The sequence below is a fragment of the Methylocystis sp. genome (assembly GCF_050246715.1).
Lineage (GTDB): Bacteria > Pseudomonadota > Alphaproteobacteria > Rhizobiales > Beijerinckiaceae > Methylocystis.
Genome location: NZ_JBFWVN010000021.1, coordinates 23,074 through 46,406 on the forward strand (window position 1 = coordinate 23,074; position 23,333 = coordinate 46,406).

Below are 23,333 nucleotides of genomic sequence, written 5' to 3' on the forward strand. Positions count from 1 at the left end.
GAAGGGCGCCGCGAAGCTCGGCCGAAGGCCTGCCGATTGCTATCCAAAGCCTTAAGCCGACGCTATAAGGCGCGCGGCAAGAGAGGAGCGGGCGCATGCGGAAGATCAAGGTTGCAAATCCTGTCGTCGAACTCGACGGCGACGAAATGACCCGCATCATCTGGGCCGCGATCAAAGAGAAGCTCATTCGACCCTATCTCGACATCGATCTCATCCGTTACGATCTCTCGATTGAAAATCGCGACGCCACCAATGATCAGGTGACGGTCGACGCCGCCTACGCGATCAAGGAACATGGCGTCGGAGTCAAATGCGCGACGATCACGCCCGACGAAGCGCGGGTGAAGGAATTCAATCTCAAGGAAATGTGGAAGTCGCCGAACGGCACGATCCGCAATATCCTCGGCGGCGTCATCTTCCGCGAGCCGATCATCTGCAGGAACGTGCCGCGACTGGTGCCGGGCTGGACGCAGCCGATCATCGTCGGCCGTCACGCTTTCGGCGATCAATATAAGGCGACGGATTTCAAAGTGCCCGGCAAGGGCCGTCTGACCATCAGATTCGAAGGCGCCGACGGCGCGGTGATCGAGAAGGAAGTCTTCAGCTTTCCCGGCTCAGGCGTCGCGCTGGCGATGTATAACCTCGACGAGTCGATCAGCGAATTCGCGCGCGCGACGTTCAACTATGGGCTCACGCGCAACTATCCAGTGTATCTCTCGACCAAGAACACGATCCTCAAGGCCTATGACGGCCGCTTCAAGGATTTGTTCCAGGCGATTTACGACGCCGAGTTCAAGTCGAAGTTCGAGGCGCTCGGCCTCACTTACGAACATCGCCTGATCGACGATATGGTCGCTTCCGCGCTCAAATGGTCAGGCGGCTATATCTGGGCCTGCAAGAATTACGACGGCGACGTGCAGTCCGACACGGTGGCGCAGGGCTTCGGATCGCTCGGCCTGATGACGAGCGTGCTGATGACGCCCGACGGCAAGACCGTCGAGGCCGAAGCCGCGCATGGCACGGTGACGCGCCACTACCGCGAATATCAGAAGGGGCACGAGACCTCGACCAACTCCATTGCTTCGATTTTCGCCTGGACGCGCGCGCTCGCGCATCGCAGCAAGCTCGACAGCAACGAAGACCTCACGCGGTTCGCGCGCACGCTTGAGGAAGTGTGCGTCGCGACGGTCGAGTCGGGTTTCATGACCAAGGATCTGGCGCTGCTTGTCGGCTGCAACCAGAAATGGCTGTCGACGACCGGTTTTCTGGACAAAGTCGACGAAAATTTGCGCAAAGCGATGGAGTGAACGGCGGCGCGGGGAATGATTGTAAGTGGCGCCGGTCGCGTCTATATAGGCGTCGCCTATAGGCCAATTAAGGATTCGCGAGATGGCGGTGGATCTGGAAGAAACTTATCAGCCTTCCGAAGACGAACCCTTTATGTGCGATCGGCAGCGCGAATATTTCCGTCGCAAACTGCTGGGTTGGAAGGAAGACATACTGCACGAAAGCCGGGAAACGCTCGCGGCGCTGCAGAACGAAAATGAAAATCATCCCGACTTGGCGGACCGCGCATCGTCCGAAACCGATCGCGCCATCGAACTTCGAGCGCGCGATCGGCAGCGCAAGCTCATTGCGAAAATCGACGCGGCGCTGACGCGCCTCGACGACGGCAGTTATGGATATTGCGAGGAGACGGGCGAGCCGATCTCTCTCAAGCGGCTCGACGCGCGTCCGATCGCGACGCTGTCGATCGAGGCGCAGGAGCGTCACGAACGGCGCGAAAAAGTCTATCGCGACGACTGAGCAAAAAACTCGGCAAGAAACGCAATTCGGTCGAGAAGTTAAGAGGCGTCGCTCGTCGCGACGCCTTTTTTTATTGTTTGTCGTCGGGGCGGCCGAGCAGACGCGCCATCTCGGCTTCAAGCGAGTCGAGCGGGTCGACCTCGGGCGGAGCGCCGGGCGGAGGCGCAGGCTTTGGCGGAGGCGGCGCGGGCGGCGGCGCCGGAGGTCTCGCGGCGGCTGGCGGCTGAGCCGGCGGCGGCGCAGGTTTTGGTGGCGGCGCGGGCGGGGGCGCTGGAGGTCTCGCGGCGCCCGGCGGCGGGGGCGGCGGCGGCGATGGCGCTGCAGGCCTCGGAGCCATCGAGGGCTCAGCAGGTTTGGGAGCGACCGAAGCCGGCGGCGGCGCGGCTGCAGCTGGCGGCGGAGCCGCCGCTTCGGGCGGCGCAGCCGGCTCCTTCGGGCGCGACGACAGGCGCTGCTGAGCGCGCGCCAAGAAGGGCGGAGTCGGGGAACGCGCGGGCGGCCGCGCGGGCGGGGCGGCCGGGCTCGAAATCCTTGGACCTGGCGGCGGTGGCGGCGGCGCTGTCGGTTTTCTTGGCGCCGGCGCGAAAAGGTCCGGCGGCAGATTGACGGCTGCGGCTGCGGCCGGCGACGGCAACGGCGATTCCAGCTCTCTGGGAGGAGCCGAGGGTTCAGCCGGCCAGTTTGCGGCAGACGGCCCTGCGCGCTGCTCTGGCGGTCGGGCGACCGCGCCCTCGAGCCGGTTGATCGTCCCCTCGACCAGAACGTCGTTGGGCCCCCCGATCAGAAGCAGATGTTCGACATTGTCGCGCCGCACAATAACGAGCTGGCGCTCGTGGTCCAGATCAAAGGCGTCGACAATATCCAGGCGGCGCGCGCGATTGCGGCCTCCAGGCGCGCGGATGCGACGTCCGAACAACAGACGGAAAATATAAAGCACGAGCACCGCTGCGACGAGGAACGCAACAAGCGCTCCAAGCGCCGGCAGTAGCTGAGTGAATTTATCGGGCATGAAGGGCTGGTCTCTGGTTCGAACGCGCGTGAACCATGCCAAATTAACAGCTTTTCTGGCAAGCGCCGAAAAAAGGTTAATGAATGGTTAATGTGCGACGAATCAGTGTCCTAAACTTGCATCCGGCGTTGCTATTGTCGCCATCCGCAGCCATTGTTTTGGATGATTCTCGATGCGTTCGCTGGGTCAACATCGACGGCAGCGTTAGCACGGCCGTCGCGGTCGGCGAAGGCTATATATCGCGGGTGGTTAACAAATGACCGACAGGACGGGATCCTCCGCCATCGAGCGCAGCGAGCGGCCCCCGAATGTGGGCTTGACGCTCGCCCTCGTTATCGCGCTCATCGGCGCGACCGCCGCCTATTACTTGGCTCCTTCGGAACTCGCGCCGCGCATTACTGTGCTCGCGCTGGCGATTTTCGGCATCGCCGGAATTTTCTTTCTTTGCGCCTACGCCATCGGGCTGATCCAATTTTCCGGCCGCGTCGCGAACAATGATCTGACGAAGCTCATCGCCGACACGTCGAGCGAGGGTCTTCTTGTCGCAAGGGCTGACGGGCGCACCATTTACGTCAACGACGCCTATCGGGCGATGTGCGACGCGAAAGATTCATCCGGAATACAACTCGTCGAACGGCTGTTCTCCGGGCCGCCCGAAGTCTCGGAGGCGATATATAGATTGGCGCAGGCGGCGCGGGCAGGCGTGTCGCACAGCGAAGATTTGCGGTTGTCGCCGCCGCTCTCCGGACAGGGTCGCGTCGGCTGGTATCGGATTCGCGTCCGGCCGGCGCCGACGACCGGCGGCCGGTTCTGCCTGTGGGCTGTCGCCGACGTCACCGCCGATCGAGAGCGGCAGGAAAATGTCTTCCAGGAGCTCCAGCACGCGATCGACTTTCTCGATCACGCGCCGGCTGGTTTCTTTTCCGCCAGTCCCGACGGCGCCGTCTCTTACATGAACAAGACGCTTGCCGGTTGGCTGGGATATGATCTCACCCAGGTCGGCTCGGGCGGCGCGACGCTCTCCTCCATCGTAGCCGACAATGGCGCGGCGCTTCTCGCAGCGATATCCGGTTCTCCGGGAGATGTGCGTACCGAGCAGATCGACCTCGACCTGCGATGCCGCAACGGCAAGTCGCTCCCGGTCAGGCTGCTGCACCAGGTGGCTTTCGGCCAGGACGGCGAAGCTGGCCCCTCGCGCACCCTGGCGCTCAACCGCGCCTCCGGCGAACAGCCGGAAGAGAATTTGCGCGCCGCCGAGGTTCGGTTCGCGCGCTTTTTCAACTCGACGCCGATGGCGATGGCGACGCTCGACGGCGAGGGGCGCGTGCTGACGTCGAACGCGGCTTTCGCGAAATTGCTGCCGCAGGCCCTCAAATCGGGGCAGGGCAGGGCTGCGGCGCCCTGGTCGGTTCTCGCGGGATTGGGCGAACGCGACGGTGCCGCGCTGCGCGCCGCGATCGAGGACGCCATTGAAGGCAAGGGCGAAGTGCGCCCTGTAAATGTCGTCTTCGAGGAAGAGGCCGGCGGCGGGCCCCGTTCGGCGCGCTTTTTCGTATCTTCCGCTGAAGACGCCGGCAAGAAAGGCGCGATGGTCTATGCGCTCGATACGACCGAGCAACGCAAGCTGCAGGAGGAGTTCGCGCAGTCCCAGAAGATGAACGCGGTCGGCCAGCTCGCCGGCGGCATCGCGCATGACTTCAATAATATGCTGACCGCGATCATCGGCTATTCGGATTTGCTGCTGTCCAGCCACCGGCCGACCGATCCGGCCTTTCGCGACATTCGCCAGATCAAGGAAACCGCCAACCGCGCCGCAGGCCTCACGCGACAGTTGCTGGCTTTTTCGCGCCGGCAGACGCTGCGTCCGCAAGTCTTGCAGCTTGGCGATGCGCTCTCCGAAGTGCAAAATCTTCTGCGCCGCATCGTCGGCGAGAAGAATGAACTCGAACTGCGTCTCGGCCGCGACCTCTGGTTTGTCAAGGCCGACATCACCCAGTTCGAACAAGTGATCATCAATCTCGTCGTCAATGCGCGCGACGCCATGCAGGACAAGGGCGGGCGCGTGCAGATTCGCACCCGCAATATCGCCGCCGCCGAATGCGCCTCAATCGGCGAAGCGGCGTTGCCGCCGGCGGATTATGTGCTGATCGAGGTCGAGGATACGGGCAGCGGCATTCCGGCGGATGTGAAAGAAAAAATCTTCGAGCCGTTTTTTACGACGAAGGAGGTCGGCAAAGGCACGGGCCTCGGCTTGTCGACCGTTTTCGGCATCGTCAAGCAGTCGGGCGGCTTCCTCTTCGTCGACAGCGAGGTGGGACGCGGCACGAAATTCCGCATTTTCCTGCCGCGCTACCTGCCCGAGGAACAGGAGACCTCGCAAAAATCGGATTCGCCCAAAGCCGCGACGGACTACACCGGCCAGGGCGTGGTGCTCCTGGTCGAAGACGAGGACGCCGTGCGCTCGATCGGATCGCGGGCCCTAACGTCGCGCGGATTCACCGTTCTCGAAGCGGCGACGGGCATGGAGGCGCTCGAAGTCGTCGATCGCGTCGATGGCAAGATCGATCTCATCGTCTCCGACGTGGTCATGCCGGAGATGGACGGCCCCGCCATGTTCGCGGAGTTGCGCAAGCGCGGGGTCGCGGCAAAGGTCATCTTCGTTTCCGGCTATGCGGAAGAGGCATTCGCCAAGAACCTGCCCGAAGGCGATTTCGGTTTTCTGGCCAAGCCGTTCTCGATCAAACAGCTGATCGAGACGGTAAAGGCGCACATGCCCTGAAGCGGCGCGGACCAGACGCGCGCCGCCTCCGCCTCACAACGCCGGGGCGACCACCCGCACGCGGCGCTTCAGCCCGTCGGGGCCGATGATCTCGCGGTAGGTCTCTTGGGCCGCGGCTGCGCCCTCGGGCGCGGCGGGCGCCGCTTGCGCCGCCGCCGGCTCGGGCGTCACCGGCGTCTTCATTGACCCTTTCGCCTTCCGCCCGCGCGATGCGCCGGGCGGCAGCGGACGGGACAATTGCTCCGCCTGCTCGGCGGTGACCACCTGATCCTTGGCGTTGCGTTCGGCGATGATCCGCTCGGCGTCTGCAAGCGCCTCCGCCCACGACTGGTCCGGCGGCTTGCAGCCGCAGGCCGGATCGTAAACCTTTTCGAATTTATGCGCGTTGGGATGGTCCGAATAGGCCTCGCCGTCGATCGAAAGCGCGGAACTGAGGCCCCTATACTGTGACGCCGTATAGAGCTTTACCTGGGCGTTGGGGCAAAGCGCCCGGCACATCGACGCGAGATCGTCGAGATTGGCGCTTCGCGCCGAATAGCTGAGCGGGAAAAAGCCACCGTCGCACTCGCGCACGCAGATCGCCATCGGCCCGCCGCGCGGTCTTCCGTCTGAAGGTTCGAGGTCCTGATCGGATTCTGGTTCGACGATGCTTTGGTTTTCGAACGGTCCGGCGCCGAACAGTTCTTCAAAAAAATTGCGGGGCCGCGCCAAGCGGCCCTGCATGGACTGGGGATTGCGGCACTCGGCCTCATAGCGGGCGGCGAGCGCCTGGCGCTGGCCGCCGTCGTCCGCGACCGCCCGATCATAGGAGGCGATGGCGCCCGAGAGCTGATTGAGCTGCGCGTTGATCGGCCCGCATTGAGGCGGCGGCGGATCGCCGAAAAACAGGAATTGGCCGCGATCGCAGCCGAGCGCCCGGGCGCGCGCGGCGACGCGCGCGTATTCGCCGCGCTGCTTGGCGGCGGCGGCCTGGAATCGGCCGGCCTGGCTGCCGGCGCTGGCGCGGGCGATCTGGGCGCGCAATTCCGTGCAATAGGGGCTTTCGGCGGCGGCGGGCGCAGCGGCGAAAAGGCCGAACGCCGCAAGGGCGACGACCGCCAGTCTGGTCCGCTCAGAGGCGCGTCTGGTCGAAATGGTGACTATGTTCCCGGCCCCATTGAATAATTGGCTCTCGTTACGCCCTCGCAAGCAGCCGCGAGCGGCTCATGCGGCCGCTGTCTGGCCCGCCCCTTGGCGCGCCGCCTTGCGGCGAATCGCGCCATTCTCGCCGATGCGACGCTCGGCGCAATGGCGCATAGATTGTCCTGCGCATCATGTCGGCAACAAGGCGCCGGCGCCGGCCGCCGGCCGTCCTTGCCTCTTGGAATTTTTTGCCCCGCTTAGGGTCGAAGCCCTTCACTTGCCGTGCTACTCCGCCCATATCGGCGACGGCGTCGCCTTGGAGGTTGCCGAAATGAAGCGTTCCAAACTGCTTGCACCGATTTTGACGGTTTTCATGCTTTGTTTCGGCGCGGCGCCGGCGTTCGCGGATAACGGGCCGGATCTCATCTTCCGCAGATCGGTCGATTTCAAGCTGCTGACCCCGAACGACAAGCTCGCCACCTATGCCATCGACGACCCGATCATCGATGGGGTCGCCTGCTATTATACGGCGCATGAAAAGGGCGGCGTTGCGGGCATGTTCGGGGTCGCGGAGCAGTCGTCGGAGGTTTCGCTCGCCTGCCGGCAATATGGGCCGATCAAATTCAAGGAGAAATTCGGCCAGGGCGATACGGCGTTCAGCGAGCGGCGCTCTCTGCTGTTCAAGCGGATGCATATCGTCCGCGGCTGCGACGCCAAGCGCAATGTGCTCGTCTATATGGTTTACTCCGACAAGCTCGTCGAAGGCTCGCCCGAAAGCTCGACCTCGACTGTCGCCATCCAGCCCTGGACGGGCCAGGCCGAAGTCCCGCGATGCGGAGAGTATCTGAACCGCTAATCCATGCATGCGACGACGACGGCGGCGGGCTCTACTGAAGCGCTCGTCGCTCTCGCGGCGGTCGACGCGGTTACGTCGTCGGCGCGGCCGAAAGCTCTCGCCACGCCATGGCCATGCGCCGCGCACCAGGAATCGGCGACGATCTTGCCGCAGTCGTCCTTGTGCGTGAGGCATTCCAGCAGGCCGTAGCCTTCCTGGTCGGAGATGACATAAGCGGCGCTTGGCGCCGTCTCGGCGCAGGCGCTCGCGGCGCAGCCAGCGACTGTCAAAACTCCCGCGAACAGCGACGCAAACGCGCGCCGACCATTCGGCGCCTTAAATTCCGACATGACGAACAAGCCCCAAGCGATCCCGACCACCCCGGATCAGCCCTAGCGCATAGGGGTAAAACGCCGGTTAAGCCGCGCGCGGCCAAGGCGGGCCCTGAGCAGATTCCGGGCAGGCGCGCGCTTGACGCGGCGGCGCGCTTTGGCGCATGGTCGCCGCCATGACGCTTCGGTTCACCCTTTGTCGCGAGATCATTATCAGCTAGCGATCACGCTGGCCGGAGCCGTCACGTCTATCCAAACGACATGAAGCGACGCCCCGGCCGGCGGCCTTGCGGGGAAATTCATGTCGACGCCTGCGCTGAAAATTTACAACACACTGACGCGGCGGAAGGAGGAATTCCGTCCGATCGATCCCGCCAATGTGCGCATGTATGTCTGCGGGCCGACTGTCTACGACTACGCTCATATCGGCAACGCCAGGCCGCTCATCGTCTTCGACGTGCTGTTTCGTTTGCTGCGCCATCTTGCCAAGCAGGGCGTTTGGGATGGCGGCAAAGGCGAAACAAAAGTCACTTACGTTCGCAACATCACCGACGTCGACGACAAGATCAACGCCCGCGCCGCCGAGCGCGGTATTTCCATTCGCGAATTGACGGAAGAAACCAACAAGGTCTTTCAAGAGGACGTGCGCGCGCTCGGCTGTCTCGAGCCGACCATGCAGCCGCGCGCGACCGAGCACATCGCGCAGATGATTAAGATCATCGAGCGGCTGATCGCGTCAGGACATGCTTATGCGGCCGACGGCCATGTGCTCTTCGACGTGCCGTCGATGCCGAACTATGGCCGCTTGTCGCGGCGCTCGCTCGACGAAATGATCGCCGGCGCGCGCGTCGATGTCGCGCCCTATAAGCGCGGCGACATGGATTTCGTTTTGTGGAAGCCGTCAAAGGCGGAAGAGCCAGGCTGGGACTCGCCATGGGGCAGGGGACGTCCAGGTTGGCACATCGAATGTTCGGCGATGTCCTGGGCGCATTTGGGCGAAACTTTCGACATTCACGGCGGCGGCATCGACCTCGTCTTCCCGCATCACGAAAACGAGATCGCGCAATCGTGCTGCGCCTTCGGGCGCGACGTGATGGCGAATTACTGGATGCATAACGGCTTCCTGCAGGTCGAGGGCGAGAAAATGTCCAAGAGCCTCGGGAATTTCGTGACGATCCACGAACTGCTGCATACGGAGAAATTCGGGGGACGCAAATGGCCGGGCGAAGTGCTGCGCCTCGCGATGCTGCGCACGCATTATCGCCAGCCGATCGATTGGACCGTGAAGGCGCTGGAGGAGGCGGAACAGGCGCTTTCGTCGTGGTATGGACGAATATTTGAGCTCGGATTGGATACGGACGATCAATTCGCCGCTCCGGTGTCGGCAGTTAATGCCTTGTCGGATGACTTGAATACCGCGCAGCTACTCGCTGAATTGCACTCATTGGGCAAGCGCGGATCGTATCCTGAGCTGTTGGGCACGCTTCAGCTAATCGGATTCACGGGAAAGGGAAGCGCAATTAATACGATATTCGGGACAATGCGCGCATCTGAAGCCCCCGATACCATGTCCGCCGCATTGGGCGTTGAAACCGATTTCAAGCAAGTTATCAACAACCGTGTATCGGCGCGCAACGCGGCCCGCGCGTCAAAAAACTGGGCCGAATCCGACCGCATCCGCGACGAACTCGCCGCCATGGGCATCACGCTGAAGGACAATAAGGACGGCACCACGAGCTGGGAGGTGAAGCGGTGAGCGCGCGCCTCTCCTATATGCTGGAAACATCAACCACAGCCGTCATGGCCGGGCTTGACCCGGCCATCCACGCCGAGACGTTGAGTAATATCGGCCTCGTCACGAGTCGTCTTGACGTGGATGCCGCGTCAAACGCGGGCATGACGCGGCTGAGGCATATCGCGAAATTGATGGAGCGTAGTTATGTCCCACGACGACTGGAAGAAGACGCTTCCCTTCAAGCGCCATTGGGCGCTCTATCTTGCGTTCAAGCTGCTCGTGCTGGCGCTGGCGGTCTTCATCGCCTGGCATTTGCTGCGCGCCTTCGAGGTCGTCTGATGGCGGCGACGTCGCCAACGCCTGGCCTGCGCCCCTATATGCCCGCCGACGCGGCGACGCTCGCGGCGCTTTTTCGCGAGAGCGTCGACGAACTCGCCGAGGAGGATTATGACGACGCCCAGCGCGAGGCCTGGGCGTCCGAGGCTGACGATGCGGAGGCGTTCGGCGTACGGCTTGCAGGCGAACTGACCATCGTCGCGCTGGTGAATGGTGAAATCGCCGGTTTCGCGTCGCTGCGCGACAACGCCATTTTCGACATGCTCTATGTGCGGCCCGACATGGCGCGCCAGGGCGTGGGATCGGCGCTTGCCGACGCAATCGAGAAGCTCGCCGGCGCGCGCGGGACGGCGACGCTCAGCGTCGACGCCTCGGACGCCGCCCGCGATTTCTTCACCGCGCGCGGCTATGTCGCCAAAACGCGCAATACGACAACGATCGCCGGCCAATGGCTCGGCAATACCACGATGACCAAGGAACTGGCGACGCCCGCCGCCGGGAGCGCACATTGATGGCCGAAGAACGGGTCAAGGAAAGGCTGACTCTCTACGACACGACGCTGCGCGACGGCGCGCAGACGACAGGCGTTGATTTCTCGCTTGACGACAAGCGTCAGATCGCCGCCATGCTCGACGATCTCGGCATCGATTATATCGAGGGCGGCTATCCCGGCGCCAATCCGCTCGACACCGAATTTTTTGCGAAGCCGCCGGCGTTGCGCGCGCGCTTCGCCGCCTTCGGCATGACCCGCCGGCAGGGGCGCTCGGTTGGGAATGATCCGGGAGTCGCAGCGCTTCTCGACAGCCCCGCCGACGCCGTCACCTTCGTCGCCAAAAGCTGGGACTTTCAGGTCCGCGTCGCCTTACGCTCCACGGAAGAGGACAATCTCGAAGGCGTTACGCAATCCGTAAAGGCCGCGGTCGCGCGCGGCAAGGAAGTCGCGGTCGACTGCGAACATTTCTTCGACGGCTTCAAGGCCAACCGCGACTATGCGCTTGCCTGCGCCAAGGCTGCCTATGACGCCGGCGCGCGCTGGATCGTCCTTTGCGACACGAATGGCGGCGCGCTGCCGCATGAGGTCGAGGCCATCGTCGTCGAGGTCGTCAAACATATTCCGGGCGACCGCGTCGGCGTGCATTGCCATGACGACACGGGGCAGGCGGTGGCGAATTCGCTCGCCGCCGTACGCGCCGGGGCGCGGCAGATTCAGGGAACGCTCAACGGGCTTGGCGAACGCTGCGGCAACGCCAATCTCACGACGATCATCCCGACGCTGCTGCTTAAGAGCGAATTTTCCGAGCGCTTCGAGATCGGCGTGACGCAAGAGAAACTGACCCATCTGACGCGCGTGAGCCACGCGCTCGATGAGCTTCTCAATCGCGCGCCGAACCGCCACGCGCCCTATGTCGGCGCCAGCGCCTTCGCGACCAAGGCCGGCATTCACGCCTCGGCGGTGCTGACCGATCCGCGCACCTATGAGCATGTGACGCCGGAATCGGTCGGCAATATGCGGCGCGTGCTCGTATCCGATCAGGCGGGACGGTCCAATATTGTTTCCGAACTCGCGCGGCTTGGCGTCGTCCTCGATAAGGACGATCCGCGGCTCGCGCGACTGCTGGACGAGGTGAAGGAGAAGGAAGCGCAAGGCTATGCCTATGAAGGCGCCGACGCATCATTCTTCCTTCTGGCGAAGCGCGTGCTCGGCGAGGCGCCGCATTTCTTCGACGTCGAGCGCTACAGCGTCGCGGTCGACCGCCGCTTTTCGAGAAACGGGGAAGACAAGGGCGCCGAGGCGATCGTCAAAATCAATGTGCATGGCGAGAGCCGCATTTCCGCCGCCGAAGGCAATGGTCCGATCAATGCGCTCGATCTCGCGCTGCGCAAGGATCTCGGCGCTTATCAGCGCTTCATCGACGACGTTCGGCTCGTGGATTATCGCGTGCGCGTGTTCCAGGGCGGCACCGACGCGGTGACGCGCGTTCTGGTCGAATGCGCCGGCGCGCAGGGAGAGCGTTGGTCGACAGTCGGCGTTTCGGCCAATGTCATCGACGCGTCCTTCGAAGCGCTCGTCGACGCGATCAACTACAAGCTGCTGGTTTCAGTGCCGCAGACCGAACCTGAAAGAATTTTCTGAGAAGCGCCCGCTTCGGCCCCGTTTCTGAATCTTTCTCGCGGGTCATTCCCGACGCGCGCAACGCGCGCGATCGGGAATCCAGAGCAAGACCAGCATTCTTGAATTTGTTCTGGATTCCCGGTCAGGCCTCCGGCGTGCCGGAAATGACAATGATCCAAGTGAACGGATCGTCTGGAGTTCGTATTAAAGCCGCTGGGTGATCGCAGTCTCGCTGATGTCGGGCGCATGTCGGGCCGCCGCGAATATCATCGGCAGTATTTCCTCGACGCGTTCGGCGACGAGATAGCGCACATCATAGTCTTCGCGGATGAATTGCTCATTATGCATATGCGCGAACAGCGACAGCAGCGGTCGCCAGAAGCCGGCGATGTTGGCGATGACAAGAGGCTTGGCGTGCCGTCCGAGCTGAATCCAGGTCAACTGCTCGGTCAATTCCTCCAGCGTGCCGACGCCGCCGGGCAGCGCGACAAAGGCGTCGGAACGTTCGAACATCAGGCGTTTGCGCGAATGCATGTCCTTGACGACAACAAGGTCCGTCGCGCCCGCAAAGGGGATCTCCCGATCGTCCAGGAACTCGGGGATAATGCCCGTGACGACGCCGCCGGCGGCGATCGTCGCCTTCGCCAATACGCCCATCAGGCCGATCGCGCCGCCGCCATAGACGAGCCCGATGCCGGCGCGGGCAAGCTCGGCCCCCAAGGCGCGCGCCGCCGCCGTGTGGCGCGGATCGGCGCCGATCGAGGAACCGCAATAGACGCAGATGTTTTTGATTTCTCTCATATCAATTCTCATGCAACGTGTTGGCGGCGCTCCTGCGGGGTGCGCATCGCTTCTAAACGTCATATATGACGCCAAACGCCGCGATCGCGGACTCATTCATTCGGAGACCTATGCTTAAGCCCGATCAGGACGAATCGAGCGATCCTCACGCGCTCGATCCCGAGGACGCCGCGCCCCCGCCGGCTTCCAATCAGCAATTGTCCGAATCGTCTCTTTTCAATACGATACGGCGTTTGTGGCCCTATATTTGGCCGCGCGGGCGCCGCGATCTCGAACTGCGCGTGGCGGCGGTCTTCGCGCTGCTTGTCTTGAGCAAGCTGTTCAACGCGGCGACCCCTTACACGTTCAAATGGGCGACCGACGCCCTCGCCGAGGGTGGCGCCGGCGTATGGACGAAGGTCGGGGCCGCCGCGGTCTATTTCACGCTGCTGATGGGCGCCATGCGCATCGTCACCGTCGTGCTGATGCAGATGCGCGACGGCATTTTCGCAGCGGTGGCGATGCACGCCGTGCGGCGGCTCGCGACCGATCTCTTCGTTCACATGCATGAACTGTCGCTGCGCTTCCATATCGGCAGAAAGACTGGCGGGCTGACGCGCGTCTTGGAGCGCGGGCGGGCCGGCATCGAAACGCTGTCGCGTCTCATCATGTCGACCGGCGCCCCCACCGTGCTGGAGATGGCGCTGGTTCTCGGCATATTTGTTTATCAGTTCAACTGGCGCTACGGGCTGGTGCTGCTGGCGACGCTCGGCGCCTATTTTCTCTATACGATGCTCGCCACAAATTGGCGCATCGCCATCCGGCGCAAGATGAACGACAGCGACACCGACGCCAATCAGAAGGCGATCGACAGCCTGTTGAATTATGAGACGGTCAAATATTTCAGCGCGGAGAAACGCGAGGCGGAACGCTACGACAAATCGATGATCCGCTATGAGCAGGCGAGCACGCAGTCTTATGTTTCGCTTGCTGTTCTCAACGCCGGCCAGACTGTGATCTACATCATCGGGCTCACCGCCATGATGGTGATGTGTGTCTATGGCATCGAGGCCGGCCGCAATACAGTTGGCGATTTCGTGTTGATCAATCTGATGATGGGGCAGCTGGCGCAGCCCTTGAATTTCATGGGCACCTTTTATCGCGAGGTGCGTCAGGCGATCATCGATATCGAAACGATGTTCTCGATCCTGGCGCAAAGCCCCGAGATTTTGGACAGGCCGGGCGCAGAGCCGCTCGTCGTCAGCGACGGACGGATCGTTTTCGACAATGTCTCGTTCCACTACGAGCCGAACCGGCCGATCCTAAAGGGCGTGAGCTTCGAAGCCGAGCCGGGGCAAACGATCGCGATCGTCGGGCCGTCGGGGGCGGGGAAATCGACGATCTCGCGGCTGATGTATCGCTTTTACGAGCCGCAGGGCGGGCGCATTACGATCGACGGGCAGAATATTCTTGACGTGACTCAGGAAAGCCTGCGCGCGGCGATTGGCATGGTGCCGCAGGACACGGTGCTGTTCAACGATTCGATCGGCTACAACATTCGCTACGGTCGCTGGGACGCGAGCGACGAAGAGGTGCGCGACGCGGCGCGGCTCGCGCAGATCGACCGTTTCATCGAGCGCCTGCCGGACGCCTATGCCGCGCAGGTCGGCGAGCGTGGGCTGAAGCTATCGGGCGGCGAGAAGCAGCGCGTGGCGATCGCCCGCACCATTCTCAAAGGTCCGCCGATCCTCATTCTCGACGAAGCGACCTCGGCGCTCGACAGTTTCACCGAGCATGAGATTCAGGAGGCGCTGCGGCGGGTCGCGCGCGGTCGCACCACGCTGGTTATCGCGCATCGGCTGTCGACAATTGTCGACGCCGACGACATCCTGTTTCTCGATCACGGCCGCATCATCGAGCGCGGGACGCATCAGGCGCTGCTGGCGCTCGGCGGTCATTACGCCGGCATGTGGAACCGCCAGCGCGAGGCGGCGGAGGCGCGCGCGAAACTGCTTGAGGCGGAACGGGAAGAGGAAGTGGAGGAGGCGGAGTAGGCGATTCACCCCTCGCCGCCGCCGCGCGGTCAGCCCTTGGTCAATCGCTTGAGATTTTGATCGACGCGTTTTGCGTAAACGGAGAGGGCGCGATTGGCCGCAAGATGCGGCTCGCCGGCCGCGACGCTCTTTGCGGCCTCCATGCTGGCGTCGGTGGCCGCTTTGATCTTTTCTTCGACCATCAGTCTGCTCTCGCGCCGGCCATGCGCGCCGCCGATCGCGATTTTCATCAGCCGCAGGCCGATCACCTGATGAGCGGCGAGGCTCAATTTGAACGCGTCGGAGAAAAGCTTGTTCATTCTCAATGGAGAATGGCGAATCATCCGATTCTGTCAAGCGAAATGGCGCGGCTCCTAGTTTGTCCAATTTCGGCAAAGGGGGCGCCAGTGTGATACTTGCTGCGCCGCGTTCTCGTGCTTCGAGACGCTTGCTGTGCACGCCGTCTCGAAGCACGAGCGGACTCTTGCGTCACTTCGAAGCGCCGATCGAGGCAGGCGAGGCGGCCATGGCTTCCATCCCACTCCCATAAAGCCCATATTGCCGCCATGGCCTCTCCCCCCAAAAAGCCGAAAGACCCCGCGCGGCCGACGCGCGCCAAGGCGGCGAAGCCGGAGGTCGCGCCGCTCGCGCCGCATCTCGCGCAGCTGCTCAATCCGGCGCTGGCGCCCGGTTTCGGCGAGGCGCCGCAGACGCCCTATGACGCTTCTTCGGTCGAAGGCATTGACGCCGAGGACATCGAAAAATACGGGCTCGGCGAAGGTTTTCACGCCGGCGGAGGAGTTCAGGCGACGGCCGACAGGCTCGCCGAACTGTTGCGGCTCGGCGACCCCAATATTCGCGACAAGCAGCCCTGGGTCCCGCATCGGCCCGAGCGACCGGAGAAATCCGAAGGCGGCGTCAGATTCGAGTTGGTCTCCGACTATACGCCGAAAGGCGACCAGCCCGCGGCGATCGAAGAACTGGTGAAAGGCGTCGCCGCGGAGGAGCGCGATCAGGTGCTGCTCGGCGCCACCGGCTCGGGCAAGACCTTCACCATGGCGAGCGTCATCGAGCGCACCCAGCGGCCGGCGCTGATTCTCGCGCCGAACAAGACGCTCGCCGCGCAGCTCTACGGCGAGTTCAAGAGCTTCTTTCCGAAGAACGCCGTCGAATATTTCGTGTCCTATTACGACTACTACCAGCCCGAAGCCTATGTGCCGCGCTCGGACACTTACATCGAGAAAGAATCCTCGGTGAATGAGCAGATCGACCGCATGCGCCACGCCGCGACTCGCGCGCTGCTCGAACGCGACGACGTCATCATCGTCGCTTCGGTCTCCTGCATCTATGGCATCGGATCGGTCGAAACTTATACGGCGATGACCTTTTCGGTGACGCTCGGCGAGAAGCTGGAGCAGCGCCAGCTCGTCGCCGATCTCGTCGCGCTGCATTACCGCCGCGTGCAGGCGGATTTTACCCGCGGAACCTTTCGCGTGCGCGGCGATACGGTGGATATTTTCCCGGCCCACTATGAAGACCGCGCCTGGCGCGTCAGCTTCTTTGGCGACGAAGTCGAGTCGATTTCAGAATTCGATCCGCTGACCGGCAAGAAGACCGTCGATCTCGAATTCGTGAAGGTCTACGCCAATTCGCATTATGTGACGCCGCGGCCGACGCTGCTGCAGTCGGTCAAGGCGATCAAGGAGGAGCTGCGGGCGCGGCTCGACGAATTATATCGTTCGGGGCGTCTCGTTGAGGCGCAGCGGCTGGAGCAGCGCACCCGCTTCGATCTCGAAATGATGGAGGCGACGGGCTCCTGCGCCGGAGTCGAGAATTATTCGCGCTATCTTACCGGCCGCAAGCCCGGCGAACCGCCGCCGACTCTGTTCGAATATTTGCCAGACAATGCGCTGGTTTTCGCCGACGAGAGCCATGTGTCGATTCCGCAGATCGGCGGCATGTATAAGGGCGACTTCCGCCGCAAGGCGACGCTCGCCGAATATGGCTTCCGTCTGCCGTCATGCATGGACAATCGGCCCTTACGCTTCGAGGAATGGGACGCGATGCGGCCGCAGACCGTGGCGGTCTCGGCGACGCCGGGCAATTGGGAGCTCAACCAGACCGGCGGCGTTTTCGTCGAACAGGTCATTCGCCCGACGGGGCTGATCGATCCGATGGTGGAGGTGCGGCCGGCGCGCGCCCAGGTCGACGATCTTCTCGATGAAGCGCGGGCGACGGCGCAGATCGGCTATCGCTCGCTCGTCACCGTGCTGACGAAGCGCATGGCCGAGGATTTGACCGAATATCTGCATGAGAATGGCGTGCGCGTGCGCTACATGCATAGCGATATCGACACGATCGAGCGCATCGAGATCATCCGCGATCTGCGGCTCGGCGCCTTCGATGTGCTTGTCGGCATCAATCTGCTGCGCGAGGGCCTGGACATTCCCGAATGCGGCCTCGTCGCTATTCTCGACGCCGACAAGGAAGGCTTTCTGCGTTCGGAAACATCGCTCGTGCAAACCATCGGCCGCGCCGCGCGCAATGTCGACGGCCGGGTGATTTTATACGCCGACCACATCACTGGCTCGATGAAGCGGGCGATGGACGAGACCAACCGCCGTCGCGCCAAGCAGGAAGCCTATAATCGCGAGAACAACATCACGCCGGCCTCCATCAAGCGCGGCATCGCCGACATTCTTGGCTCGGTCGCCGAGCAGGATCATGTGACGGTCGACACGGGCTATGACATCGCGCCCGGCCATAATCTCGCGGCGACGATCGCCGATCTCGAAAAGCGCATGAAGGAGGCGGCGGCCGATCTCGCCTTCGAGGAGGCGGCGCGGCTGCGCGACGAAATCCAGCGTCTGCAGCGCGCGGAGCTGCTCGGCGAGGCGAGTCCGACGCTGCGCATCCAGCTCTCGCGTCAGGCGCGTTCGGGCCGTGGGGGAGGGGACATTCCCGGCTCCCGCGCGCGAAAGCCGACCGACGCCGATATGGGGCCGCATAATTTCGGCGGCGGCGAAGCGCGGCCGCTGGGGCGCGCGCCGCCGCCGCGTCCGGTCGGCCGCTCGTCGGGCGGCAAGCCCGGCACGCGCACGGTGAAGGGCAAGCCTAAGTGAGGCGTCCCCGGCGGGGCGATGGCGCGTAGCTACTCGACCGGCAAGGCGACGAAATGGGCGTCGCCCTGGCCGTTCGCGACGATCAGCAGCGCGGTCTTCTTGCCGCCGCTCTTCAGCGCCTTGACCTTCTTGACGACTTCCGCCGGATCGCTCACCGCTTCCTGATTGACCTCGAGCAGCACCTCTCCAGGATGGAGGCGTTTCTCCGCCGCATCCGAGCGCGGATCGACCGCGGTGATGACGACGCCGCCTTTGACGGCGTCCTTGATCTGGTAACGCGTCCGCAACTCATCCGAGAGACGAGACAGTTCAAGCCCCAGCACGCTCTGCGACGATCCGCCGGCGCTGTCCGACTTTTCCTTGTCGCCGCCCTTCGACGCGACTTTTTCGCCATCCTCGAGCCTGCCGAGCTTGACGGTCTTGATCTGCTCCTTGCCGCCCCGCACGATGACGAGTTCGACATCCTTGCCGACCGGAGTTGCGGCGACGAGCTTGGGCAGGTCGCGCGACTCCTTGATCGGTTTGCCTTCGAATTTGACGATCACGTCGCCAATCTTTAGCCCCGCCGGCTTCGAGGGTCCCTTGTCGTCGACGCCGGCGACAAGCGCGCCGCGCGTCGCGCCAAGATTGAGCGTTTCGGCGATTCCGTCGTCGATGTTTTGGATACGGACTCCGAGCCAGCCGCGGCGCGTTTCGCCGAATTGCTGCAACTGGTCGATAACGGGCTGAACCGTATTCGCCGGCGTCGCGAAGCCGATGCCGACGGAGCCGCCGGAGGGCGACAGGATCGCGGTGTTGATGCCGATGACTTCGCCGTCCATGTTGAACAGCGGACCGCCGGAGTTGCCTTTGTTGATCGAGGCGTCGGTCTGAATGTAATTGTCGTAGGGGCCGCTATCGATGTTGCGGTTGCGCGCCGAAATGATGCCGGCCGTCACCGACCCGCCGAGCCCGAACGGGTTGCCGACGGCGAGCACCCAGTCGCCGACCTTGGCCTTGTCGCTGTCGCCGAACTTGACCGCCTTCAGCGGCTTTTCGGGCTTCACTTTCAGAACGGCGACGTCGACTTTCTGATCCTTGCCGAGAATTTCCGCCTTGAGCTTCTGCCCGTCGTTGAAAATCACCGTCACTTCATTGGCGTCGGCAATGACATGATTGTTGGTGATCACAATTCCCGAAGGATCGATCACGAAACCTGAGCCGAGCGAACTTGACCTACGCTGACGCGGAATGTCGGGCACGCCCTGGCCCCGACGCCGGAAAAATTCCTCGAAGAGATCGTCGAAAGGCGCGCCGGGGCTGAGGCCCGGCGGCATCTGCGGACCTTCGCCATTCTTGTTGTGCTTGGCCTCGAAGGTCTGCGTCGCGGAAATATTGACGACGGCGTCCTGCACTTTCTCGGCGAGTTCGGACAGGGAATCCGGGCCTTTCGCGGCGGCTGGCGTCAATGAAATCAGCAGGGCCACAAAACCAGCGGCCACATAAGCCTGGAGCACCTTCATCCGATATCTCCAAAGATGAGAGGGAGCAGATATAGGCGCAAACGCCTTCGACAAAAAGAGGCGTCTAGGCTGGAGCTTTGGCGCGCGCTCTTGAAGCGGATATCTACTCATTTCGCATTTCTGTGGGCGCGATTTTTATCGCGGGATGATTGCGGCGGAGTCGCCCCAAAATCGCGCATATGAAGGAGAGTCATTTTTCTTCGACGCGCTGGTCGACGAAATTGTCGCCCTTGTGCGCCAGCTGATGTGATTGCGCGCCGTCTACAGCGGGCTACGACCGCGCTCACCGTCGTCGAGGTCCGCGTTTGCGTTTTACTTGCCTTTCTCCGGAGCCGGTTTGTTGTCCGCGCTCGGCGCGGCGCTCGCCTCCGGAGCTGAGAAAAAACGGAAGAATTCAGAACGCGGACTGATCAGGAAACGCGTCTCGCCGGGCTTGAAGGCGCTTTCATAGGCTTGCATCGAGCGATAGAAGGCGAAGAAATCAGGATCGCGGCCAAAGGCTTCGGCGAAAATGCGGTTGCGCTCGGCGTCGCCTTCGCCCTTGGTCTGGTCGGCTTGGCGCTGCGCCTCGGCTTTCAGCACGATGACGTCGCGATCCGCCTTGGCGGTGATTTTTTGCGCGTGCTCCGAACCCTGGGCGCGATATTCCGCGGCTTCGCGCTGGCGCTCGGTCTGCATGCGCCCGAAGACTTTTTCCGAAATCTGCTGCGGAAGATCGACGCGGCGGATGCGCGCGTCGACGACTTGCACGCCGAATTTTCGCGCCTCGCGGTCCGCCTGCTCCTTGATTTTCACCATCAGCGCGGCGCGCTCGTCGCGCACGATCTGCTGCTGATTGGCCTCGCTCAGCACGCGGCGGACGGCGGAGTTCAATACCGAACCGAGCTGATTGTTCGCGCCCAAGACGCTGTTGACGGTCTGATAAAAGCGCAACGCGTCGACGATGCGATAGCGGATGAAGCTGTCCACCTCGAGTCGCTGATTGTCCGCGGCGAGCACTTCGAGATTGGGACTCTCGACGTCAAGTATGCGATTGTCGAAGGTCACGACGTTTTCGATGAGCGGAAATTTAAAGTGGAGGCCAGGCTGGGTAATGAGCCCGCGGCCGGCGACCGGCTCTCCGAGACGGAGCACCAGCGCCTGCTCGGTTTGCGAAACGGTGAACACAGCGCCGGCCAGACCGATGACCGCCAGGAGAGCGACGACGGCGAGCGTAAAGAGGAGGCCCGACTTCATTTGCGGCCTCCCTGGAAGGCTGGGAAAGCGGGCAGCGGCACGAAAGGCGCGACGCTCGCGCCGCCCTTGGAGGGATCGTCCAGAACAACCTTGTCGGCTCCGCCCAGCACGCGCTCCATAGTTTCGATGTAAAGTCGCTGTCGCGTCAGCGCCGGCGCATTCCGGTATTGTTCGTAGATTTTTTCGAAGCGGGCCGCCTGGCCGCGTGCTTCGGCGACCGTCTGCTCGCGATAGGCTTCGGCCTCCTGCAGAATCCGCGCCGCCGCGCCGCGCGCTTCCGGAACGACCCGGTTGGCGTAGGCCTCGGCTTCATTGCCGAGACGCTGCAGATCCTGCTGGGCGGCGGTCACGTCGCGAAACGCCGCGATGACCTGTTGCGGCGGATCGACAGAGAGTAGCAGCACCTGCAGCACCAGAACGCCGGCGTGATAGTCGTCGAGCACTTTCTGCATCAGCTGCTGGCTTGCCGGCTCGATCAGCTTGCGGTCGGCTGTCAGAATTTTTTGGATTTGCGACTGGCCGACGATTTCGCGCATCGCGCTCTCGGCGACGGCCTTCATCGTAAGCGGCGGATTCGCGACATTGAAGGCGTAATCTTCAGGTTTCGACGGATCGATCTGCCAGATGACGCGAAATTTGACGTCGGCGATATTCTCGTCGCCCGTCAGCATCAGGCTTTCTTCCGGCGCTTCCGGCCCGCGCGGCGCCGAGGGCGAGCCGCGGCGCCGACCTTCGATGACGATCCCCGACTCCTCGCGGAAGCCGACATCGGTGACGTTGCGGTCGGTGACCGCCAGCTTGAGCACTGACCCGATCGGACCTGGAAGATTGTAGTTCAGGCCCGCCTGGGTTTTTCCCATATATTTGCCGAAGATCAGATTGAGGCCGATCTCGTTGGGTCCGACCGTGTAGAGGCCGGAAAGCAGCCATGCGAGCACGGCGACCAGCACGAGGATCGCCAAGCCGCGTCCCCCGAATCCGCTCGGCAGAATCTGCTTGAGCCCTTCCTGGCTGCGGCGCAGCATCTCTTCGAGGTCTGGCGGCTGACCGCCTGGACCCTGTCCCCATGGCCCGCCGGGCTGACCCCAAGGATTGTTATTCTGATTGCGCGGTCCGCCTTGATCGCTCCAGGGCATATCGTCTCTCAGAAGGGAGGAATTGGGCGGCGCTCGCGCCGCGTCGCCAATGTTATAGGCATTCGTCGCCGCTGCGGCAATGTTGCGCCGCTGCGGCGGTTGGGCAAGGGAGAACGGAAATGATTCGCGATTTTACCAATGTCGCGGCCAACGAGCGGACTTTTCTCGCATGGGTGCGCACCGGCGTCGCGGTCATTGCGCTGGGCTTTGTCATCGAACGGTTCAATTTGTTTCTTTTGAGCATCGCCGGCGTCGTGACCGAAAACGCCGACCGGTTGCGCATCCACCGCTTCGACAGCCCGGCCGGGCGTTATGGAGGGACCGCGCTCGTCTGCGTGGGCGTGACGCTCATCGTGGTTTCGACCGTCCGCTTCATTCATACGGCGCGGCTGTTGTCGCGCAATGAGCCCTATACGGCGCATTCCACGAGCGTCAGCTTGTATGTCCTGGCTGCGCTGCTGCTCGCCGTCGCCGGCTTCAGCGCCTATCTCGCGACGATTTGAACGTCATGGCGGCGGCGTCGCGAGAAGGGCGACGATGCGTGCGACAGGCGGCAAGCCCTTTCGCGAAAATCGATCGCAATTCTCCTTGCTCGATCGTGAGCAGGTTCTCGCGGCGGATAATTTCATAATTCCGTTCCTGCTCGCTGTGACCCAAGCTGCTCCACCTTGCGATTTAAAGCAGTGAGATAGCCGATCTCGTCTTGCGTCGAGACCGGCGTCGACGTCGCCTTGGAACGCGTCGACGCGCTGCAGGCTATGCGTTGCGGCGCGCGCATCTTTGCTCTTAAGTGCGCTCTGCAGTCGATCGAACCCTTCGTTGAGAGAGCTTCGCGATCCGGTCGTGAGATACTCGAGGCGGCCGCCGATCCGCGCCAGAGGGGCGATCGCTTGCCCGAGCTTATGCCTGCGCCATGTGGTCGGCGTGGAGAGATCGCTGTCGAACTTGCTTATCTACCCCTTTGGGAGCGCGCCCATGAAGAAGTATGTCGCCCTTGCAGTGCTTGGTCTTGCTCTCGCCGGCGGAACGGCCCGATCAAGAGCGGAAGGATGCTGCGTCACGACGCCTAAACAGTGTTTCCCGATTCTCCGCATCCCGCCGGAAGACTATGTATACAGCGCAGCGGTTTTTTTCCCGCCCGACAAGCCTGTCCCATACTCGGTCTGGTACTACAGCCTTTATCTCTCATTTTGCGCCGGCAAGCCGGCGGACAAGTGTATTTGGGCGTGCGGAAAAGCGCCGCCGATACGCGGCGCGGCGTTAAGAGTCGGGGGCTAGCGCATGGCGATCCGGCGAGTTCGCGGCTAAGCGTTGGCGCAAAAGGCGACGAAGTCGCCCGTGAAGAACGCGATTTAAGCGGCGATTAGTCGGCGATTTGAGGCGTTGGCGTCGTCGAGGACGCTCAGGAACAAGGCCCACAGAAGCGCCAGCCATGCGAGCAGGCGGCGGAAGTTGTA

Annotated in this window: 21 protein-coding genes; 14 read left to right on the top strand and 7 right to left on the bottom strand. The window is 62.8% G+C overall.

Annotated features, from left to right (window positions below):
• Positions 1-95 precede the first annotated feature (95 nt).
• From AB7I51_RS08855 to cckA, 5 genes are all read left to right on the top strand, one after another.
• Positions 96-1,307 (top strand): NADP-dependent isocitrate dehydrogenase, encoded by a 1,212-nt coding sequence (locus tag AB7I51_RS08855; protein ID WP_428404819.1) that lies wholly within the window; start codon positions 96-98, stop codon positions 1,305-1,307.
• Positions 1,308-1,389: 82 nt separating this feature from the next.
• The gene (gene dksA, locus AB7I51_RS08860; RefSeq protein WP_428404820.1) at positions 1,390-1,806 is read left to right on the top strand and encodes an RNA polymerase-binding protein DksA; all 417 of its coding nucleotides are present in this window, start codon (positions 1,390-1,392) and stop codon (positions 1,804-1,806) included.
• Positions 1,807-1,977: 171 nt separating this feature from the next.
• Entirely contained in the window at positions 1,978-2,412 is a 435-nt protein-coding gene (locus AB7I51_RS08865) for a hypothetical protein (protein ID WP_428404821.1), read from the top strand.
• Between the two features lie 184 nt (positions 2,413-2,596).
• The gene (locus AB7I51_RS08870) at positions 2,597-2,794 is read left to right on the top strand and encodes a hypothetical protein (RefSeq protein ID WP_428404822.1); all 198 of its coding nucleotides are present in this window, start codon (positions 2,597-2,599) and stop codon (positions 2,792-2,794) included.
• Positions 2,795-3,071: 277 nt separating this feature from the next.
• Complete coding sequence (gene cckA, locus AB7I51_RS08875) at positions 3,072-5,594, top strand: cell cycle histidine kinase CckA (RefSeq protein ID WP_428404823.1); 2,523 nt, start codon at positions 3,072-3,074, stop codon at positions 5,592-5,594.
• A gap of 33 nt (positions 5,595-5,627) precedes the next feature.
• Here cckA and AB7I51_RS08880 read toward each other — a convergent pair whose 3' ends face one another.
• Positions 5,628-6,782, bottom strand: a complete 1,155-nt coding sequence (locus AB7I51_RS08880; RefSeq protein WP_428404824.1) for a DUF2865 domain-containing protein — start codon at positions 6,780-6,782, stop codon at positions 5,628-5,630.
• Positions 6,783-7,047: 265 nt separating this feature from the next.
• Here AB7I51_RS08880 and AB7I51_RS08885 point away from each other — a divergent pair, with 265 nt between their 5' ends.
• Positions 7,048-7,572, top strand: a complete 525-nt coding sequence (locus AB7I51_RS08885) for a CreA family protein (RefSeq protein WP_428404825.1) — start codon at positions 7,048-7,050, stop codon at positions 7,570-7,572.
• Here AB7I51_RS08885 and AB7I51_RS08890 read toward each other — a convergent pair.
• Positions 7,569-7,901 (bottom strand): hypothetical protein, encoded by a 333-nt coding sequence (locus tag AB7I51_RS08890; protein ID WP_428404826.1) that lies wholly within the window; start codon positions 7,899-7,901, stop codon positions 7,569-7,571. The two genes, AB7I51_RS08885 and AB7I51_RS08890, sit on opposite strands and share 4 nt — an antisense overlap.
• 283 nt (positions 7,902-8,184) lie before the next feature.
• Between AB7I51_RS08890 and cysS the strand changes: the two genes are divergently transcribed.
• From cysS to cimA, 4 genes are all read left to right on the top strand, one after another.
• Entirely contained in the window at positions 8,185-9,639 is a 1,455-nt protein-coding gene (gene cysS / locus AB7I51_RS08895; protein ID WP_428404827.1) for a cysteine--tRNA ligase, read from the top strand.
• 183 nt (positions 9,640-9,822) lie between these two features.
• The gene (locus AB7I51_RS08900; RefSeq protein WP_428404828.1) at positions 9,823-9,957 is read left to right on the top strand and encodes a hypothetical protein; all 135 of its coding nucleotides are present in this window, start codon (positions 9,823-9,825) and stop codon (positions 9,955-9,957) included.
• Positions 9,957-10,466 (top strand): GNAT family N-acetyltransferase, encoded by a 510-nt coding sequence (locus AB7I51_RS08905; protein WP_428404829.1) that lies wholly within the window; start codon positions 9,957-9,959, stop codon positions 10,464-10,466. Before AB7I51_RS08900 ends, AB7I51_RS08905 begins: the two co-directional genes overlap by 1 nt.
• Positions 10,466-12,088, top strand: a complete 1,623-nt coding sequence (cimA, locus tag AB7I51_RS08910; RefSeq protein WP_428404830.1) for a citramalate synthase — start codon at positions 10,466-10,468, stop codon at positions 12,086-12,088. Before AB7I51_RS08905 ends, cimA begins: the two co-directional genes overlap by 1 nt.
• Positions 12,089-12,271: 183 nt before the next feature.
• Here the strand turns inward: cimA and AB7I51_RS08915 are convergent, their stop codons facing one another.
• Complete coding sequence (locus tag AB7I51_RS08915) at positions 12,272-12,868, bottom strand: TIGR00730 family Rossman fold protein (RefSeq protein WP_428404831.1); 597 nt, start codon at positions 12,866-12,868, stop codon at positions 12,272-12,274.
• Positions 12,869-12,978: 110 nt separating this feature from the next.
• On the opposite strand from AB7I51_RS08915, the gene AB7I51_RS08920 reads away from it, so the two are divergent.
• Entirely contained in the window at positions 12,979-14,901 is a 1,923-nt protein-coding gene (locus AB7I51_RS08920) for an ABCB family ABC transporter ATP-binding protein/permease (protein ID WP_428404832.1), read from the top strand.
• A gap of 29 nt (positions 14,902-14,930) precedes the next feature.
• Here the strand turns inward: AB7I51_RS08920 and AB7I51_RS08925 are convergent, their stop codons facing one another.
• Positions 14,931-15,200 (bottom strand): hypothetical protein, encoded by a 270-nt coding sequence (locus tag AB7I51_RS08925; protein ID WP_428404833.1) that lies wholly within the window; start codon positions 15,198-15,200, stop codon positions 14,931-14,933.
• A gap of 246 nt (positions 15,201-15,446) precedes the next feature.
• Between AB7I51_RS08925 and uvrB the strand changes: the two genes are divergently transcribed.
• On the top strand, positions 15,447-18,002 hold the full coding sequence (gene uvrB, locus AB7I51_RS08930; RefSeq protein ID WP_428404834.1) for an excinuclease ABC subunit UvrB: 2,556 nt from the start codon (positions 15,447-15,449) through the stop codon (positions 18,000-18,002).
• A gap of 29 nt (positions 18,003-18,031) precedes the next feature.
• On the opposite strand, the gene AB7I51_RS08935 is transcribed toward uvrB, so the two are convergent.
• From AB7I51_RS08935 to hflK, 3 genes are all read right to left on the bottom strand, one after another.
• On the bottom strand, positions 18,032-19,504 hold the full coding sequence (locus tag AB7I51_RS08935) for a Do family serine endopeptidase (RefSeq protein ID WP_428404835.1): 1,473 nt from the start codon (positions 19,502-19,504) through the stop codon (positions 18,032-18,034).
• Positions 19,505-19,816: 312 nt separating this feature from the next.
• Positions 19,817-20,740, bottom strand: a complete 924-nt coding sequence (gene hflC, locus AB7I51_RS08940; RefSeq protein WP_428404836.1) for a protease modulator HflC — start codon at positions 20,738-20,740, stop codon at positions 19,817-19,819.
• Entirely contained in the window at positions 20,737-21,876 is a 1,140-nt protein-coding gene (gene hflK / locus AB7I51_RS08945) for an FtsH protease activity modulator HflK (protein WP_428404837.1), read from the bottom strand. Before hflK ends, hflC begins: the two co-directional genes overlap by 4 nt.
• A 119-nt stretch (positions 21,877-21,995) precedes the next feature.
• On the opposite strand from hflK, the gene AB7I51_RS08950 reads away from it, so the two are divergent.
• Positions 21,996-22,379, top strand: a complete 384-nt coding sequence (locus AB7I51_RS08950) for a YidH family protein (protein ID WP_428404838.1) — start codon at positions 21,996-21,998, stop codon at positions 22,377-22,379.
• Positions 22,380-22,851: 472 nt separating this feature from the next.
• Positions 22,852-23,154 (top strand): hypothetical protein, encoded by a 303-nt coding sequence (locus AB7I51_RS08955; RefSeq protein WP_428404839.1) that lies wholly within the window; start codon positions 22,852-22,854, stop codon positions 23,152-23,154.
• Positions 23,155-23,333: the final 179 nt, after the last annotated feature.